The 16,083-nt window shown below is 72.0% G+C and carries 17 protein-coding genes and 1 riboswitch; of the genes, 13 read left to right on the top strand and 4 right to left on the bottom strand.

The features are described 5' to 3' along the window. Positions 1-40 precede the first annotated feature (40 nt). From ftsR to gcvP, 8 genes are all read left to right on the top strand, one after another. Complete coding sequence (ftsR, locus tag JQX11_RS30205; RefSeq protein WP_204928411.1) at positions 41-736, top strand: transcriptional regulator FtsR; 696 nt, start codon at positions 41-43, stop codon at positions 734-736. 181 nt (positions 737-917) lie between these two features. Next, positions 918-1,382, top strand: coding sequence for a bifunctional nuclease family protein (locus JQX11_RS30200; RefSeq protein WP_088647333.1), 465 nt, complete (start codon positions 918-920; stop codon positions 1,380-1,382). 176 nt (positions 1,383-1,558) lie between these two features. Next, positions 1,559-2,161, top strand: coding sequence for a MerR family transcriptional regulator (locus JQX11_RS30195; RefSeq protein WP_204928327.1), 603 nt, complete (start codon positions 1,559-1,561; stop codon positions 2,159-2,161). Positions 2,162-2,547: 386 nt separating this feature from the next. Next, the gene (locus JQX11_RS30190; RefSeq protein WP_204928410.1) at positions 2,548-3,750 is read left to right on the top strand and encodes a nitric oxide synthase oxygenase; all 1,203 of its coding nucleotides are present in this window, start codon (positions 2,548-2,550) and stop codon (positions 3,748-3,750) included. A 2-nt stretch (positions 3,751-3,752) separates the two neighbouring features. Continuing rightward, complete coding sequence (locus JQX11_RS30185) at positions 3,753-4,982, top strand: globin domain-containing protein (protein ID WP_204928326.1); 1,230 nt, start codon at positions 3,753-3,755, stop codon at positions 4,980-4,982. Continuing rightward, positions 4,979-5,614 (top strand): SPFH domain-containing protein, encoded by a 636-nt coding sequence (locus tag JQX11_RS30180; protein WP_204928325.1) that lies wholly within the window; start codon positions 4,979-4,981, stop codon positions 5,612-5,614. Before JQX11_RS30185 ends, JQX11_RS30180 begins: the two co-directional genes overlap by 4 nt. A 59-nt stretch (positions 5,615-5,673) precedes the next feature. Beyond that, positions 5,674-6,546 (top strand): NAD-dependent protein deacetylase, encoded by an 873-nt coding sequence (locus JQX11_RS30175; protein ID WP_204928324.1) that lies wholly within the window; start codon positions 5,674-5,676, stop codon positions 6,544-6,546. Positions 6,547-6,613: 67 nt separating this feature from the next. Next, a riboswitch (glycine riboswitch) is annotated at positions 6,614-6,711 on the top strand. Positions 6,712-6,790: 79 nt separating this feature from the next. After that, on the top strand, positions 6,791-9,613 hold the full coding sequence (gene gcvP, locus JQX11_RS30170; RefSeq protein ID WP_204928323.1) for an aminomethyl-transferring glycine dehydrogenase: 2,823 nt from the start codon (positions 6,791-6,793) through the stop codon (positions 9,611-9,613). Positions 9,614-9,732: 119 nt separating this feature from the next. Here gcvP and JQX11_RS30165 read toward each other — a convergent pair whose 3' ends face one another. Further along, the gene (locus JQX11_RS30165) at positions 9,733-9,933 is read right to left on the bottom strand and encodes a DUF5999 family protein (protein WP_088647339.1); all 201 of its coding nucleotides are present in this window, start codon (positions 9,931-9,933) and stop codon (positions 9,733-9,735) included. 123 nt (positions 9,934-10,056) lie between these two features. Between JQX11_RS30165 and JQX11_RS30160 the strand changes: the two genes are divergently transcribed. From JQX11_RS30160 to def, 3 genes are read left to right on the top strand one after another with little or no spacing between them, the layout of a single operon-like run. Further along, the gene (locus tag JQX11_RS30160; protein ID WP_204928322.1) at positions 10,057-11,250 is read left to right on the top strand and encodes a chorismate-binding protein; all 1,194 of its coding nucleotides are present in this window, start codon (positions 10,057-10,059) and stop codon (positions 11,248-11,250) included. 28 nt (positions 11,251-11,278) lie between these two features. Beyond that, positions 11,279-12,064 (top strand): TetR/AcrR family transcriptional regulator, encoded by a 786-nt coding sequence (locus JQX11_RS30155; protein ID WP_204928321.1) that lies wholly within the window; start codon positions 11,279-11,281, stop codon positions 12,062-12,064. A gap of 10 nt (positions 12,065-12,074) precedes the next feature. Next, entirely contained in the window at positions 12,075-12,584 is a 510-nt protein-coding gene (gene def / locus JQX11_RS30150) for a peptide deformylase (RefSeq protein WP_204928320.1), read from the top strand. Here the strand turns inward: def and JQX11_RS30145 are convergent. Beyond that, positions 12,564-13,358, bottom strand: coding sequence for a GNAT family N-acetyltransferase (locus tag JQX11_RS30145; RefSeq protein WP_204928319.1), 795 nt, complete (start codon positions 13,356-13,358; stop codon positions 12,564-12,566). The genes def and JQX11_RS30145 overlap by 21 nt on opposite strands. Positions 13,359-13,361: 3 nt before the next feature. After that, a complete protein-coding gene (locus JQX11_RS30140) occupies positions 13,362-13,709 on the bottom strand; it encodes a winged helix-turn-helix transcriptional regulator (RefSeq protein WP_204928318.1) in 348 nt (115 codons plus the stop codon). Positions 13,710-13,806: 97 nt separating this feature from the next. Between JQX11_RS30140 and JQX11_RS30135 the strand changes: the two genes are divergently transcribed. After that, a complete protein-coding gene (locus JQX11_RS30135) occupies positions 13,807-14,421 on the top strand; it encodes a malonic semialdehyde reductase (protein ID WP_204928317.1) in 615 nt (204 codons plus the stop codon). A 50-nt stretch (positions 14,422-14,471) separates the two neighbouring features. On the opposite strand, the gene JQX11_RS30130 is transcribed toward JQX11_RS30135, so the two are convergent. Next, positions 14,472-15,230 carry a sulfite exporter TauE/SafE family protein gene (locus tag JQX11_RS30130; protein WP_232378896.1) on the bottom strand — a complete coding sequence of 253 codons (759 nt, stop codon included), beginning with the start codon at positions 15,228-15,230 and terminating at the stop codon, positions 14,472-14,474. Positions 15,231-15,420: 190 nt separating this feature from the next. On the opposite strand from JQX11_RS30130, the gene JQX11_RS30125 reads away from it, so the two are divergent. Continuing rightward, on the top strand, positions 15,421-16,083 hold a 663-nt coding region (locus tag JQX11_RS30125), incomplete at its 3' end, for an endonuclease/exonuclease/phosphatase family protein (protein WP_204928315.1).

Below are 16,083 nucleotides of genomic sequence, written 5' to 3'. Positions count from 1 at the left end.
GGCCTCCATGCCGTCCGGGGCGGCCCGGTCGCACCCGCTGATGAGTATCGGTGAGGTGTTGGGTCAGCTGCGGGTGGAGTTTCCGGACGTCACGATTTCGAAGTTGCGGTTCCTTGAGGCCGAGGGTCTGGTGGAGCCGCAGCGGACGGCGGCGGGGTACCGGAAGTACAGCTGGGATGATGTGGCCCGGTTGCGGTTCGTGTTGACTGCGCAGCGTGATCAGTATCTGCCGTTGCGGGTGATTCGTGAGCAGTTGGCGCAGTGGGATGGTGGTGAGGAGGCGCCGGGTCGGCAGCGGCCGACGTTGGTGGCGGTGGGCCCTGGTGGTGAGGTGCCGGGCCGGTCGGCGGAGGAGCCTGAGTCGCAGGTGCGGCTCGGGCGGGCCGATCTGGTGGCGCGTAGTGGGATCGCCGAGTCGACGTTGGGTGAGTTGGAGCGGCTCGGGGTGTTGGTGCCGGATCCGCCGGGGTGGTATGACGCGGATGCGTTGATCATCGCGCGGGCGGTGGCGGGTTTGGCGGCGTACGGGTTGGAGCCTCGTCATCTGCGGGGTTACCGGTCGTCGGCGGATCGTGAGGTGGGTTTGTTCGCGCAGTTGGTGGCGCCGTTGGCGCGGCAGTCTGATCCGGCGGCGCGGGCGCGGGCGGCGGAGACGGCGCGGGAGTTGGTGGCGTTGTCGCAGCAGTTGCATGCGGCGTTGGTGCGGGTGGGGTTGCGGTCGACGTTGGGTCGGTGAGGGGTTCGGCTGGTGTGTGCGGAAGGTTCTGCCCCGGGAAGCGTGCCGTAGGCTTGCCGGGGTAACCCCTTTTCCGGCGCGGTGCGGGGCTGGTGCGGTGGGGACTGCCGTGTCGTGGTCCGTGTACCGTGCAGGGACGGGGCGCGGTGCGGGTGTAGGCGACAACGACACGGAGGCGGCGGTGCGCGAGCTGAGCGTGGTCGGGGTTCGGGTGGAGCTGCCCAGCAACCAACCGATCGTCCTGCTCAGGGAGGTCGAGGGCGACCGCTATCTGCCGATCTGGATCGGTGCGGTCGAGGCCACGGCCATCGCCTATGAGCAGCAGGGGGTCAAACCGGCCCGGCCGTTGACGCATGATTTGTTGCGGGACGTGCTGGCGGCGTTGCAGGCGCCGTTGCGGGCGGTGGAGATCACCGAGTTGAAGGAGAACGTTTTCTACGCTGATCTGTTGCTGGGTGACGGGGTGCGGGTGTCGGCCCGGCCGAGTGATTCGATCGCGTTGGCGTTGCGGGTGGGTGCGCCTATTCGTTGTGCGGAGCAGGTCCTCAGTGAGGCGGGGATCGTGATTCCCGACGAGCAGGAGGATGAGGTGGAGAAGTTCCGGGAGTTCCTGGAGCAGGTGCGTCCGGAGGATTTCGCGGGCTGATCGTGGCTTCGTCGTGGGTGTCGCGGTGGCGATGCCGGTGTTGTGGTGTGTCGTCGCGCGGCGTGTCGCGGCGGTTTCTCCGTGGTAACCGCTTGGTGCGGCGTTAGGGTTGCCGTGTCGAGGGGTGTGCGTCGGTCGCACCGGCGTGTTACCGCACTGACGGGGAGGTTGTCGGGATGCACGAGCCGCGGGAGCCTGAGCCAGGTGTTGAGCGGGGCGAGTCGGTGGCACCGTCGGTGCCGGTGGACGGTGACGGTGCGGTCGGTTACCGGGGTGTGACGGCCTGTCATGCGGCGGGGATCAGTTACCGCCAGTTGGACTACTGGGCGCGGACGACGCTGGTGGTGCCGAGTGTGCGGGACGCGTCGGGTTCGGGGACGTCGCGGTTGTACTCGTTCCGCGATCTGGTGGTGTTGAAGGTCGTGAAGCGGCTGCTGGACGCCGGGGTGTCGTTGCAGAACATCCGTAAGGCGATCGAGGCGTTGCGGTCGCGGGGGGTGGAGGACCTGGCGGGGATCACGCTGATCTCGGACGGGACGACGGTGTACGAGTGTCGGTCCCCGGAGGAGGTGGTGGATCTGTTGCAGGGTGGTCAGGGGGTGTTCGGGATCGCGATCGGTGGGGCGTTCAAGGAGATCCAGGGTTCGTTGTCGCATCTGCCGGCGGAGCCGGCGGTGCCGGGTGGTGGTGAGGTGGTTCCGGCGGAGCGGGAGGGTGTGTCGTCGGAGGTGGTGGGGGACGAGTTGGCGGCGCGGCGGGCGCGGCGTCGGGCGGGTTGATCGGGGCGTTGTGGACGCCGCGGCCGGGTTCCGGTCGCGGCGTCGTCGTGTCCGGGTGGTGCCGGGTGTCGGGTCGGTGTGGCGGGTGACCGCTGGTGGTCGGTCGGGCCGTCGTTATCGTCCATAAGGGACGTTCCGGGGTGGAGCGCTGTTGTTGACAGGTGTGGTCCGGCCAGGAATCCTGTCCAGGGCGATCACCAGAGACACCGATCGGGTCACGGTGAGTGACGGTTGGTGGTGGCGTCGAGCTGATGCGTGGAGCATGGTGCGGGGGTCGCATCCGTGGTCCCGCCGAGGACGGGAAACGAACCGAAGTGCACATCGATCACTATGTCGGCCTGGGTTCCGCGCGGGCCGGCGGTGCTGTCGCCGATCATGCCGCCGAGTTGCGTTGCCCGGTCACCGCCGCGTCGTCTGCCGAGCCGGTCGGCTCCGATGGGGACGTGCTGGCCGAGGCGACGGAGTTCCTGGAGGCGTTGCACGCCGAGCGGCAGCTGCCGGGGTTGGCGGCGCGGCTGGTGGAGGTGCGGGACGAGGTCGCGGTGACCGGCTCGTACCGGCACACCCGGGAGGAGTTGGAGTACGGGGCGAAGGTGGCGTGGCGGCAGTCGGCGCGGTGTGTGGGTCGGGTGCGGTGGGCGGGGCTGCGGGTGCGGGACCGTCGGCACGTGACGACGGCGGCGGGGATCGCGCAGGAGTTGGCGGCGCATCTGGCGGCGGGGGACAACGGGGGTCGGATCCAGTCGGTGATCACGGTGTTCGCGCCGGACCGGCCGGGGGTGGGTCCGCGGGCGCGGATCTGGAACGACCAGTTGGTGCGGTACTGCGGTCATGTGCGCGCCGATGGTGGAGTGTTGGGTGATCCGGCGCAGGTTCCGATGGTGCGGGCGGCCCGCCGGTTGGGGTGGCGTCCGCCGCCGGTGCCGGGTCGGTTCGATCTGTTGCCGTGGGTGATCGAGACGGCGCAGGAGTCGCCGTCGGTGTGGGAGGTGCCGCGGGAGTTGGTGCGGGAGGTGGCGTTGACCCACCCGGATCATCCGTGGTTCGCGGATCTGATGCTGCGTTGGCATGCGCTACCGGTGATCAGTAACATGCGTCTGCGTATCGGCGGGGTCGACTACAGTTGCGCGCCGTTCAACGGTCACTATCTGGGTGACGAGATCGGGACCCGGAACATGGGCGACCGGGAGCGGTACGACCAGTTGCCGGTGGTGGCGGCGGGGTTGGGGTTGGACACGTCGCGGGAGGACACCCTGTGGCGGGAGCATGCGGCGTTGGTGTTGAACCAGGCGGTGCTGCACTCGTTCCGGGTGGCGGGGGTGCGGGTGTCCGATCCGCACACCGAGTCGGAGTTGTTCATGAAGTTCTGTGCGCAGGAGGAGCGGGCGGGTCGGCCGGTGCACGGTGACTGGTCGTGGTTGAACGGGAGTGTGGGGTGGGCGGCGTTGCATGCGGTGCATCACCGTTACTACGACACCCGGGTTCCGAATCCGAATCTCTGGCAGACTGACCGCGTTTACGACCCGGATGGTGTGGTGGCGATGACGTTGCGTGAGCGTCACGACGTGGCTCGCGCGCAGGAGGACTGACGATGGACAACGCGGCGTTGCGCCAGAGTTGGAGCCAGTTCTCCGCCGCCGGGCCGGAGGCGGCGAAGTATTTCTACGCCACGTTGTTCGTGGTGTCGCCCGAGGCGCGGTCGATGTTCCCGACGAACATGCAGTACCAGGAGGACAAGCTCCTGGCCGCGTTGGGGCACATCATCACCAGTTTGGACGATCCGGAGGCGTTGACGGCGTTCGCGCAGCGGTTGGGTGCGGATCACCGGCGGTTCCACGGCCACGACCAGCGGGGTAACCCGGTGGTGTTGGGTGAGCGGCACTACATCTGGGTGGGTCAGGCGTTGCTGGCCACGTTGGAGCGTTTCCTCGGCCCGTACTTCACGCCGGCGTTGCGGGCGCAGTGGGCGGCGGCGTACGAGCTGGTGGCGAAGATGATGCTCGACGGGGCGGCGGAGGCGGAGCGGTCGTCGCCGCCGCACTGGGAGGCGGAGGTGGTGACGGCGGAGCGTCGCCGCGCCGACATCATGGTGTTCACGGTGCGTCCGAACTATCTGTGCAACTACCGGCCGGGGCAGTCGTTGCCGGTGCAGGTGCCGCAGTTGCGGACGTGGCGGTACCTGTCGCCGGCGAACGCGCCGCGGGCGGACGGGACGATCGAGTTCCACGTGCGGGCGGCGGGCCGGTTCTCCACGTATCTGGTGCGCCGGTTGCGGGCGGGGGAGCGGTTGTTGTTGGGGCATCCGACGGGGTCGGCGTTGTCGTCGTACGACCGGTCGCCGCACCTGCCGTTGTTGCTGATCGCCGGTGGGACGGGGTTGGCGCCGTTGCGGGCGGTGGTGGAGGCGGTGCAGCAGGGCGCGGGGCGGCGTACGACGCTGGTGGTGGGGGGTCGTACCCCGGATGACCTGTACGACGAGGCGGCGTTGTCGCGGTTGGCGGCGATGCCCCCGGCGGCGGGGTGGCAGCACACGGGCACGGGCTGGTTGCGGTATGTGCCGACGGTGGAGACGGGGTGGGGTTGGCAGGGGGCGATCGGTCGGGCGGGTGACACGGCGGTGCGGTTGGGGCCGTGGGCGGACACGGAGATCCTGGTGTGTGGGAGTCCGGAGATGACCCGGGAGACGGTGGCGATGCTGGTGCGTGCGGGTGTGGCGCCGGAGCAGATCCTGACCGAGAGCTATGATCATTCTCTCTATCCGCCGCTCGCCGAGGCCGGTGCCGTGGGCCCGCGCGACTTCAGTGGGACAGGTGCCCGATGAGCGTCGACCACTCCGACCGGGTTTTGGCCGAGCAGGGTGAGATCGCCCGCCAGTTGTCGGTGTTGGAGGAGCGGCGGTTCCGGGGCAGCCACTGGTTGTCCGCCGACGAGGTCGCGGCGGTGGTGCGGGCGGCCGACGACCGGATCGGGTTGTTGACGGCGGAGTTGGAGCGGCAGCGGCGGGAGAACCAGGGGCTGCTGAGTCAGGTGGAGATGCTGCGGCACGGGACGTTGCCGAGCACCGCGCCGCAGGGGCCGGATCCGATGACCGTCGAGTTGGCGATGCGGGCGCAGGACGAGGCGAACCGGACGATCGGTGAGGCCAGCGCGGAGGGCGCGGAGATCATCGCCGATGCGCGGCGGCAGGCGGAGGAGATCATCGCCGATGCGCACCGGCGGGCCGGTGAGGCGGGTTCGGCGGCTGCGCCGGCTGCCGTGCCGTCGCCGGAGTTGGCGGGGAAGTTGCAGGCGTTGGAGGAGCGGCACGCGGCGGCGTTGGCGGCGGTCGCGGCGGCGCAGCAGCAGCTGAACCGGTGGCAGTCGTATCTTGCGGCGCAGTCGGAGCAGCTGCGGGCGGACGCGGCGGCGGCCGGTGGGGCGAGCGCGCAGCTGCGGGCGGTGCTGGGCGGCTGACCCCGCCGGCCACCACACGCGCCCGTGCGGGTCGCCGCCGGTGGGGTCGCTGAGGCAGCATGGGACGGGTGACGGAGACGATCGACGCGGTGGCCGCCCTGGTGGCGGCCGGTGGGGTCGTGGTGGTGAGTGGGGCGGGCCTGTCCACCGAGTCGGGTATCCCCGACTACCGGGGGCCGACGGGTGCGGCCCGCCGGCACACGCCGATGACGTACCAGGCGTTCGTCGGGGATGCGGCGGCGCGGCGACGCTACTGGGCGCGTAGCCACCTGGGGTGGCGCACGATCGTGGGGGCGACGCCGAACGACGGGCACCGGGCGGTGGCCCGGTTGCAGGCCGCCGGCCTGGTCGACGGGGTGATCACGCAGAACGTCGACGGTCTGCACACGGCGGCGGGCAGCGGGCAGGTGGTGGAGTTGCACGGCCGCCTGGACACGGTGGTGTGCCTGCACTGCGGTGACCGAACGTCCCGGGCGGAGCTGCACCGGCGGCTGGTGGCGGCGAATCCGGGGTTCGACGCGACGGTGGCGGTGGTGAACCCCGACGGTGACGTTGATCTCGACGACGCCCGGGTGGCCGGGTTCCGGATGGTCGACTGCGGCTGTTGTGGCGCGGGGATGCTGAAACCGGACGTGGTGTTCTTCGGGGAGTCGGTGCCCGCGGCGCGGGTGGCGCGGTGTTTCGCGATGGTCGACGCGGCGCGGTCGGTGCTGGTGCTGGGGTCGTCGTTGACGGTGTTGTCGGGGCGGCGGTTCGTGCTGCGGGCGGCGAAGTCGGGCATTCCGGTGGTGATCGCCAACCAGGGTCCCACCCGCGGTGACGGGTATGCGGCGCTGCGGGTGGACGCCCCGCTGGGGTGGTTCCTGCCGGCGCTCACCGACCGGGTGGCGGCGGTCGTGCCCCCCGGGCCGGGTCTGGTGCCGGCCGGCTGACCTCCGCGCAGGCGGGGGTACGACATCCGCCGGTAACGGGGGCGCTGGTAGCGTTGACCATGCCGACACCACCCGCGCGGGAGAGATCGCCCAGCAGTATCCGGGCGGCGCCGAAGGGGCAGATTCTCCCCGGAACCTCTCAGGCAGAAGGACCGCGACGGGCAGGCACTGTGGAGCGCCCTGCGGCGTGACTCAGGGGGAGGCCGATCCGTCGACCTCGCCGCCTGAGTCAGGAGCGTCACGCATGACCGTAGAGCAGTTCGCCGACCGGCACATCGGTCCGGGTCCGGACGACGAGCGCCGCATGTTGGAGGCCGTCGGGTACGGGTCGATCGACGAGCTGATGGACGCGGCGATTCCCGAGGTGATCCGCTGGCACGGGGCGTTGGATCTGCCGGCGCCGGCCACCGAGCGGGAGGCGATCGCCGAGCTGCGGGCGTTGGCGTCCCGTAACACGGTGGCGGTGTCGATGATCGGTCTGGGCTACCACGGCACCCACACCCCGGCGGTGATCCGCCGCAACGTGCTGGAGAACCCGGCCTGGTACACGGCGTACACGCCGTACCAGCCGGAGATCAGTCAGGGCCGGTTGGAGGCGCTGCTGAACTTCCAGACGATGGTGACGGACCTGACCGGCCTGGCGACGGCGAACGCGTCGATGCTCGACGAGGCGACCGCGGCGGCGGAGGCGATGACGTTGGCGCGGCGGGCGTCGAAGAGCCGCAGCGCCGTGTACGTGGTCGACGCGGACGCGTTGCCGCAGACCGTCGCGGTGCTGTGTGGGCGGGCCGAGCCGTTGGGTATCGAGGTGCGGGTGGTGGACCTGGCCGTCGAGGAGTTGCCGGCGGAGTTCTTCGGGCTGCACCTGCAGTATCCGGGGGCGTCCGGTGCGGTGCGGGACCATGCGCCGCTGGTTGCGGCGGCGCACGCGGTGGGCGCGTTGGTGACGGTGGCGGCGGACCTGTTGGCGTTGACGCTGCTGCGGGCGCCGGGGCGCATCGGGGTGGACATCGCGGCGGGCACCACGCAACGGTTCGGGGTGCCGATGGGCTTCGGGGGGCCGCACGCCGGTTATCTGGCGGTGCGGGCCGGGTTGGAGCGGATGCTGCCGGGTCGGCTGGTCGGGGTGTCCCGGGACGCGGCCGGTGAGCCGGCGTACCGGTTGGCGTTGCAGACGCGGGAGCAGCACATCCGGCGGGAGAAGGCGACCAGCAACATCTGCACCGCGCAGGTGCTGCTGGCGGTGATGGCCGGCATGTACGCCGTGTACCACGGGCCGGACGGGCTGCGGCGGATCGCCGACCGTACCCGGTCGATGGCGCTGCGGTTGGCGGCGGGGCTGCGCGCCGGTGGCGTCGAGGTCGTCGACGGGGTGTTCTTCGACACGGTGACGGCGGTGGTGCCGGGTCGCGCGGGGCAGGTGGTGGCGGCGGCGCGGGGGCGGGGGGTGAACCTGCGGCTGGTCGACGCCGACCGGGTGGGGGTGTCGTGTGACGAGACGACCACCGGGGAGCACCTGGCGGTGGTGTGGGAGGCGTTCGGGGTGGACCCGGTCGTCGGTGACGTGGCGGAGGCGTTGCCGGCCGGGTTGGCGCGGGACACCGACTTCCTCACCCATCCGGTGTTCCGCAGCCACCATTCGGAGACGGCGATGCTGCGGTACCTGCGTCGGCTGGCGGACTTCGACTACGCCCTGGACCGGGGCATGATCCCGTTGGGGTCGTGCACGATGAAGCTGAACGCGACCACCGAGATGGAGCCGGTGACGTGGCCGGAGTTCGCGCACCTGCACCCGTTCGCCCCGGATGAGCAGACCGCCGGTTACCGGGAGCTGGTCGGGCAGTTGGAGGGGTGGCTGGCGGAGGTCACCGGGTACGACGCGGTCAGTGTGCAGCCCAACGCCGGGTCGCAGGGGGAGTTGGCCGGGTTGTTGGCGATCCGCGCTTACCACCGGGACCGGGGTGACGGTCACCGGGACGTGTGTCTGATCCCGTCGTCGGCGCACGGCACGAACGCCGCGTCGGCGGTGATGGCCGGGATGCGGGTGGTGGTGGTCGGGTGTGACGCCGACGGCAACGTCGACCTGGTCGACCTCGACGCGAAGATCGACAAGCATCGGGACGTCCTCGCGGCGATCATGGTGACGTACCCGTCGACGCACGGGGTGTACGAGACGGGCATCGCGTCGCTGTGCGCGAAGGTCCACGACGCCGGCGGCCAGGTGTACGTGGACGGGGCGAACCTCAACGCGCTGGTCGGGTTCGCCAAGCCGGGCCGGTTCGGTGCGGACGTGTCGCACCTGAACCTGCACAAGACGTTCTGCATTCCGCACGGTGGGGGCGGGCCGGGGGTGGGTCCGGTGGCGGTGCGGGAGCACCTGGCGGCGTACCTGCCCGGCGACCCGTCGGGTGCCCGGGTGCAGGGTGCGCCGGCGATCTCGGCGGCCCGGTACGGGTCGGCGGGCATCCTGCCGATCCCGTGGGCGTACCTGCGGATGATGGGCGCGGCGGGCCTGGCCCGGGCGACGGGGGTGGCGGTGCTGGCCGCGAACTACGTGGCGGTGCGGCTGCGCGACCACTTCCCGGTGCTGTACGCGGGCAACAAGGGCCTGGTGGCGCACGAGTGCATCCTGGATCTGCGTCCGCTGTCGAAGGCGACCGGGGTGAGTGTCGACGACGTCGCGAAGCGGCTGATCGACTACGGGTTCCACGCGCCGACGATGTCGTTCCCGGTGGCGGGGACGCTGATGGTGGAGCCGACCGAGAGTGAGGACCTGGCCGAGCTGGACCGGTTCTGCGCCGCGATGATCGCCATCCGGGCGGAGATCGACGAGGTGGCGTCGGGCGGGTGGCCGGCGGGGGACAATCCGCTGAGCAACGCCCCGCACACCGCGGCGATGGTGTCCGGGGACGAGTGGCCGCACCCGTATCCGCGGTCGGTGGGCGCGTACCCGGCTGGGGTGGACCGGGTGGGGAAGTACTGGCCGCCGGTGCGGCGTGTCGACGGCGCGTACGGCGACCGGAACCTGATGTGTTCGTGTCCTGCGCCGGAGGCGTTCCAGGACTGAGGCGCGGTGCCGGGGCGGCGGTCGTGTGCCGCCCCGGTGCGGCGACCGGGGAGGGCGGCCCCCGGTGTGGGGGCTAGCCTGGTGCGACGGGTCGGCGTCGCCGACGCATCGTGATCAGGTCAGGCGACGAGGGCGTGCCGGGCCGGCCCGCGGTGCGGGGCGATGGTGCTGCCGTCAGGGAGGAGTTCACCGGTGTCCTCGAAGACGATGACACCGTTGCAGAGCAGGCTCCAGCCCTGCTCAGGGAAGCAGGCGATGACTCGGGCGGCGTCCCGGTCGGTCGCTTCGGCGGAGGGACAGGGGATCTGGTGCTGGCACATCGGGTTCTCCGGACTGTGGGGGCACTGTGTCATGGTTCACATGACCAGTGACGCACAGTACCAAGGGACGGCGCGCCGGATCGAGCAGGCTTCCGCCATGTTGCCCGGAAATCCGCTGAACGGATGAGGAAGAATCAGCCACCCGGCGTGGAAACGCTCCCAACGGCCCCGGTCGACGTACCCGCAGTGCCGGCCCGGTGTCGCAGCGTGCTCGTCGAACGGGACCGCTACGAATGGCGGATCACCGACGGTGGTGACCCGGCCGCGCAGATCACCGCTTTCCTCACCGCCCACGGCCTGCCCGTCGACGACCTGACCCGCCCGGCGACCCACCGCACCGACGGCCCCTGCGGCGCCGCCCTGTTCGTCTCCGCCGCCGCCGGCGCCCGGATGGCCGACGCACCCACCGGCCCCGCGAGCCCCGTGCCCGCCCTGCCCGACGTCGCCGTCGTCGTCTACGACCACGGCCCCCGCCGCCCGCCCCCCACCGCACCGGCGCCCGAGCGGCTACGGCTCGGACCGTGGCGCGACAGCTGGACCGGCACCCAGCACGCCGACGCCGTGCGTGCCGTCCGCGCCGCCATCGGCCGCGGCGACGTCTACCAGGTCAACGTGGTCGGCCACGCCGCCGCCACCTACACCGGTGACCCCCGCCCCGCCCTGGCCCGCCTCGCCGGACTGCCCGGCGCCCGCTACGGCGGCACCCTGCACGGCGACGGCTGGAGCATCGGCTGCGCCTCACCGGAAACCCTCGTCGCCGTGCACGCCGGCCGGGTCGTCACCCGCCCCATCAAGGGCACCCGCCCCGCCACCCCCGCCGGCCGCCGCGACCTGCTCGCCTCCGCCAAGGAACGCGCCGAACACATCATGATCGTCGACCTGGAACGCAACGACCTCGCCCGCATCGCCCGCACCGGCTCGGTGACCGTCGACGACCTGTTCACCGTCCGCCGCTGGTGTGACCTGTGGCAGGCCGAGTCGACCGTGTCGGCGGCCCTCGCCGACGGAACCGGCCTGACCGACCTGCTGCGCGCCACCTGCCCCGGCGGCTCGGTCACCGGCGCGCCGAAACACGCCGCGCTGACGCTGATCGCCGCCGTGGAACCCGTCGGCCGGGGCGCCGGCATGGGCGCGTTCGGCTGGATCGGCCCCGGCCACCTCGACCTGGGCCTGACCATCCGCACCGCCGCCGCCGACCACGACCGGCTGCACCTGTGGGCCGGCGGCGGCATCACCTGGGACAGCGACCCCGCCGCCGAGGTCGCCGAGGCCGCCGCCAAGGCCGCCCCGCTACGGGCCCTGCTCGCCGCCGGCTGAGCACACCCGGGCCGTTAGGGTGACGGGCATGCACGTCGAGTACAGCGGCACCGGTGACCCCGCCCGCAGCCTCGCCCTGCTGTGGCGCACCCGCGAACGGGTCAGCCGCAGCGGCGACCTCGGCGTCGACCAGATCGTCCGGGCCGCCATCGACGTCGCCGACGCCGAGGGTCTCGCCGCGTTGTCCATGCGCCGGGTCGCCGAACGCCTCGGCGTGGGCACCATGTCCCTCTACACGCACGTGCCCGGCAAGGGGGAACTGCTCGACGTCATGCTCGACACCGTGCACGGCGAAACCCCCCGCCCCACCGACGTCCCCGGCGGCTGGCGCGGCCGCCTGGACCGCATCGCCCGCGACAAGTGGGCGCTGTACCTGCGCCACCCGTGGCTGCTGCAGGTCGCCACCACCCGCCCCCCGCTGGGCCCCCAGGTCACCGCCCGCTACGACTACGAACTACGCGCCGTCGAGGGCACCGGCCTGACCGACCTGGAGATGGACGCGGTGGTCACCCTCGTCGACTCCTACGTTCACGGCGCGGTACGCGGCGCGGTGGAGGCCGCGCAGGCCACCGGCCGCACCGGCCTCACCGATCAACAGTGGTGGCACGCCCACGCCCCCTACCTGGAGAAGGTCATGGACCCGGCGCGGTTCCCCACCGCCGCCCGGGTCGGCGCCGCCGCCGGGCAGGAGTACCAGGCCGCCACCGACCCGACCCGCGCCTTCGAGTTCGGCCTGGCCCGCGTCCTGGACGGCATCGCCGCCCTGATCGCCGACCGGTGCGCCGGGTCACCGCCACCGGTGACCCCCCGCTAGCCTTCCCGACATGACCGTACGCCCGATCCGGATCATCGGTGATCCCGTCCTGCGCACCGCCTGCACCCCGGTGACCCGCTTCGACGCCGCCCTGCAGCAGCTCGTCGACGACCTGATGGACACCCTCACCGGCGAACCCGGCCGGGCCGGTGTCGCCGCCCCCCAGATCGGCGTCGACGCCCAGGTGTTCGTCTACGACGCCGACGGCCACCGGGGACACCTGATCAACCCCACCATCGAACTGTCCGACGACGTCCAGGACGACGACGAGGGCTGCCTGTCCATCCCCGGCCTGTACTTCCCGACCCGCCGTGCCCTGCACGCCACCGTGCACGGCGTCGACCGGCACGGTGACCCGCTGACCATCTCCGGCAGCGGCTTCCTCGCCCGCGCCCTGCAACACGAGACCGATCACCTCGCCGGCCGGCTCTACGTCGACACCCTGCGCGGTGACGTCCGCCGCAAGGCCCTGCGGGAGATCCGCGCCGGCCGGTTCGACTCACCCCGCCGACGCGGCTGACCCCGCCCCGACGGTCAACGTGTACTCACCGAACCCGGCGACCCGGGTGAACCCCAACCGTTCGTAGAGGCGCACCGCGCCCGTGTTGTCGGCGTGCACGTTCAACGTCACGTGGTCGACGCTTTCGGCCAGCCGGGCACACAACGCGGCCACCACCGCGGCGCCCAGACCTCGCCTGCGCGCCTGCGGACGGGTGGTCACGTTCCCCACCGCCGCCACCCGGTACGTCGGCGACCACACGTGCACCCCGGCCACCGCCAGCAGGGTGTCACCCTGGCGTATCCCCACGTAGTGGCCGGTGTCGAGCATCCGCGCGTCGAACCAGTTCCCCGGGTACGCCACCGCGTACAGGTCCCGCAACGCCGGCAGGTCCGCGGCGTCGAGCACCTCACCCGCGGCGGTGGTACCGGCGAGCCGCCCCGGGTCGGTCAACGCCATCCGCAGGTGCGCCCCGGCCGGGGTGAGGACGTACCGGCCCGCGAGGACCCGCTCCAGGCCGGGGGACAGGTGCGCGTACAGGCGGGCCGGCAGCACCGGGGCCACCTCGTCGAGCAGCGCCGCCATGGCCGCGCCGTCGCGCTGCGCGGCGAACGCCAGCAGCACCGGCTCGGCCGCCCCGTGGTAGAGCAGCACCACCTGGTCACCGCGCCGGAACCACGACGTGTACGGCCAGAAGAAGTCGTCCAGGTCGCCCAGTTGGTAGGCGTGCAGCACCGGATCGCGGCGCAGCAGCGCGGCCAGCACGGCACGGTCGTGTTCGGCGCGGACCGGCACCGGTCAGCAACGACCCGTGGGAAGGTTCTCGTCGGCCCACCGGGCCAGCTCGTCCAGCGCCGGCAGCAGGGCCGCGCCCCGCCCGGTCAGCTGGTAGCTGACGCCCAGCGGGGGACCCTCGCGCACCGTGCGGCTGACCAGGTCCACCCGGGCCAGCTCACCGAGCCGGTCCGACAGCACCGACTCGCTGATGCCGGGCAGCGCCCGCGTCAGCTCGGCGAAGCCGGCCGGCCCCTGGGCGAGGGTGCCGAGGATCATGCCGTTCCACCGCTTGCCGAGGAACGCGAACGCCCGGGACAGCCCCCCGGGGCAGGCGCGGGGCCCGCCGTCGGTCGGGGAGCACGTCGTCATCGTCCCAGCATACGTGGTCCGCAACTCACCCTAGCCACTTCGAAAAAACTAGCTGCTACTGTGGTCGCAGCAATCGTCGATCCGACCGGAGGACACCATGACCGACGTACTGCCCGGCCACCTGATCACCCTCGACCCGCAGGCCCAGGCCCAGCTGTTCACCGAAGCCCGCACCGCCAACACCTTCACCGACACCCCCGTCAGCGACGAACAACTCCGCGCCATCTTCGACCTCGTCAAGTACCCACCCACCGCCATGAACGTCCAACCCCTGCGCGTCCTGTTCGTCCGCCCCGGCGGCGGCCGCGACCGCCTCCTCACCCACGTCGCCGAAGGCAACCGCGCCAAGACCGCCACCGCGCCCGTCGTCGCCGTCCTCGCCGCCGACACCGACTTCCACGAGCACCTCGACACCGTCTTCCCCATCCGCCCCGGCATGCGCGAGCACTTCGCCGCCGACCCCGCCACCCGCGACGGCATGGCCCGCTTCAACGCCGGCCTCCAGGTCGGCTACTTCCTGCTCGCCGTCCGCGCCGCCGGCCTCGCCGCCGGACCCATGGGCGGATTCGACGCCACCGGCGTCGACAACGAATTCTTCACCGACACCGCCTGGAAGTCCCTGCTCCTGGTCAACATCGGCCACCCCGGCCCCGACGCCTGGCACCCCCGGCTGCCCCGCCTCGACTACGACACCGTCGTCCGGCACGCCTGACCCGACACCCCGCACCGACCCCGGCTGGCCGGCCGAGCGCCACCACGCGCTCAGCCGGCCAGCCACTGGTCGTACCCCAACTTCGCCACCAACGCCAACACCACCACCAGCAACACCACCCGCACGAACCCCGCACCCCGACGCAACGCCATCCGCGCCCCCACCGCCGCCCCCGCCACGTTGCACACCGCCATCGCCAACCCCAACCACCACCACACGTGCCCGGTCGCCGCGAACACCACCAACGCCCCCAGATTCGTCCCCGCGTTCACCACCTTCGCCATCGCCGACCCGTGCAGAAAATCCGCCCCCACCAACGCCGTGAACGCCACCACCAGAAACGTCCCCGTACCCGGCCCGATCAACCCGTCATACAGGGCCACACCCACCCCCGCCACCACCACCGCAGCCACCACCCGCCACCGCGTCCGCCGCGCCGGCACCGCCACCGTCCCCAACCGCGGCCGCAACACCACGAACAACGCCACCACCACCAACACCCCCAACACCACCGGCCGGTACGCCCCCGCCGGCACCGAACCCGCCAACACCGCCCCCACCCCCGCACAACCCACCGCCAACACCCCCGCCGGACCCGCCACCCCCCAGTCCACCCGCGTGCGCCGCGCGAACGTCACCGCCGCCGTCGACGTACCCGCGATCGCCGCCAACTTGTTCGTCCCCAACGCCGTCGCCACCGGCACCCCCGGCGCCGCCACCAACAACGCCGGCAACAACAACAACCCACCCCCACCCACCACCGCATCAACCCACCCCGCCAGGGCAGCCGCAGTCAGCAGAGTCGTCAACGAGACAGGATCCACGGCCGGCCATTCTCCCCACCCCACCCGGCCACCCACCCACCCGAGTGGCCCACCTCACCGCCCACGCCGCCGCCGCAACCACACCCCCACCACACCCACCGCCACGAACACCAGCACCGAACAACACAGCAACTTGATCATCCAGCAACTCTCCCACGCCACGTAGGGTGCACACGTGCGCCTGGCCACCTTCAACCTGCTCCACGGCCGCTCCCTGACCGACGGACTCGTCGACCCCGACCGGCTCACCGCCGCCGTCCACGCCCTCGACGCCGACATCCTCGCCCTGCAGGAAGTCGACCGCGACCAGTCCCGCAGCGGCCACCACGACCTCACCACCATCGCCGCCCACGCCCTCGACGCCCCCGAACACCGCTTCGCCGCCGCCGTCGTCGGCACCCCCGGCGAACACTTCCGCCCCCTACGCCACGACGACGACGGCCACGGCGAACCCTGCTACGGCATCGGCCTGATCAGCCGCCACCGGGTCCGCAGCTGGCACGTCACCCGCCTCAAACCCGCACCCGTCCGCTCACCCCTCTACGCCCCCGGCCCCGGCGGCGGCCTCATCCTCCTACGCGACGAACCCCGCGTCGTCCTCGCCGCCGTCCTCGACACCCCCCACGGCCCCCTCACCGCCGCCGCCACCCACCTGTCCTTCGTCCCCGGCTGGAACGCCTACCAACTCCGCCACGTCGTACGCGCCCTACGCGCCCTACCCGCCCCCCGCATCCTCCTCGGCGACCTCAACATCCCCGCCGGCCCCGCCCGCCTCCTCACCGGCTGGCAACCCCTCGCCCGCCACCCCACCTACCCCGCCACCGCACCCCGCGTGCAA

This window comes from Micromonospora humida (assembly GCF_016901255.1).
Classification (GTDB): Bacteria; Actinomycetota; Actinomycetes; order Mycobacteriales; family Micromonosporaceae; genus Micromonospora; species Micromonospora wenchangensis.
Note: the sequence above shows the minus strand (reverse complement) of the source record. Positions and strands in the feature narration are given on the sequence as shown.

Bases quoted from the DNA above. Each gene is read 5' to 3' on its own strand.
- ftsR (WP_204928411.1), top strand. From the start codon at position 41: ATGAGTATCGGTGAGGTGTTGGGTCAGCTGCGGGTGGAGTTTCCGGAC.
- JQX11_RS30195 (WP_204928327.1), top strand. From the start codon at position 1,559: ATGCACGAGCCGCGGGAGCCTGAGCCAGGTGTTGAGCGGGGCGAGTCG.
- JQX11_RS30185 (WP_204928326.1), top strand. From the start codon at position 3,753: ATGGACAACGCGGCGTTGCGCCAGAGTTGGAGCCAGTTCTCCGCCGCC.
- JQX11_RS30180 (WP_204928325.1), top strand. From the start codon at position 4,979: ATGAGCGTCGACCACTCCGACCGGGTTTTGGCCGAGCAGGGTGAGATC.
- JQX11_RS30175 (WP_204928324.1), top strand. From the start codon at position 5,674: ATGGGACGGGTGACGGAGACGATCGACGCGGTGGCCGCCCTGGTGGCG.
- gcvP (WP_204928323.1), top strand. From the start codon at position 6,791: ATGACCGTAGAGCAGTTCGCCGACCGGCACATCGGTCCGGGTCCGGAC.
- JQX11_RS30165 (WP_088647339.1), bottom strand. From the start codon at position 9,933: ATGTGCCAGCACCAGATCCCCTGTCCCTCCGCCGAAGCGACCGACCGG.
- JQX11_RS30160 (WP_204928322.1), top strand. From the start codon at position 10,057: ATGAGGAAGAATCAGCCACCCGGCGTGGAAACGCTCCCAACGGCCCCG.
- JQX11_RS30155 (WP_204928321.1), top strand. From the start codon at position 11,279: ATGCACGTCGAGTACAGCGGCACCGGTGACCCCGCCCGCAGCCTCGCC.
- def (WP_204928320.1), top strand. From the start codon at position 12,075: ATGACCGTACGCCCGATCCGGATCATCGGTGATCCCGTCCTGCGCACC.
- JQX11_RS30140 (WP_204928318.1), bottom strand. From the start codon at position 13,709: ATGACGACGTGCTCCCCGACCGACGGCGGGCCCCGCGCCTGCCCCGGG.
- JQX11_RS30135 (WP_204928317.1), top strand. From the start codon at position 13,807: ATGACCGACGTACTGCCCGGCCACCTGATCACCCTCGACCCGCAGGCC.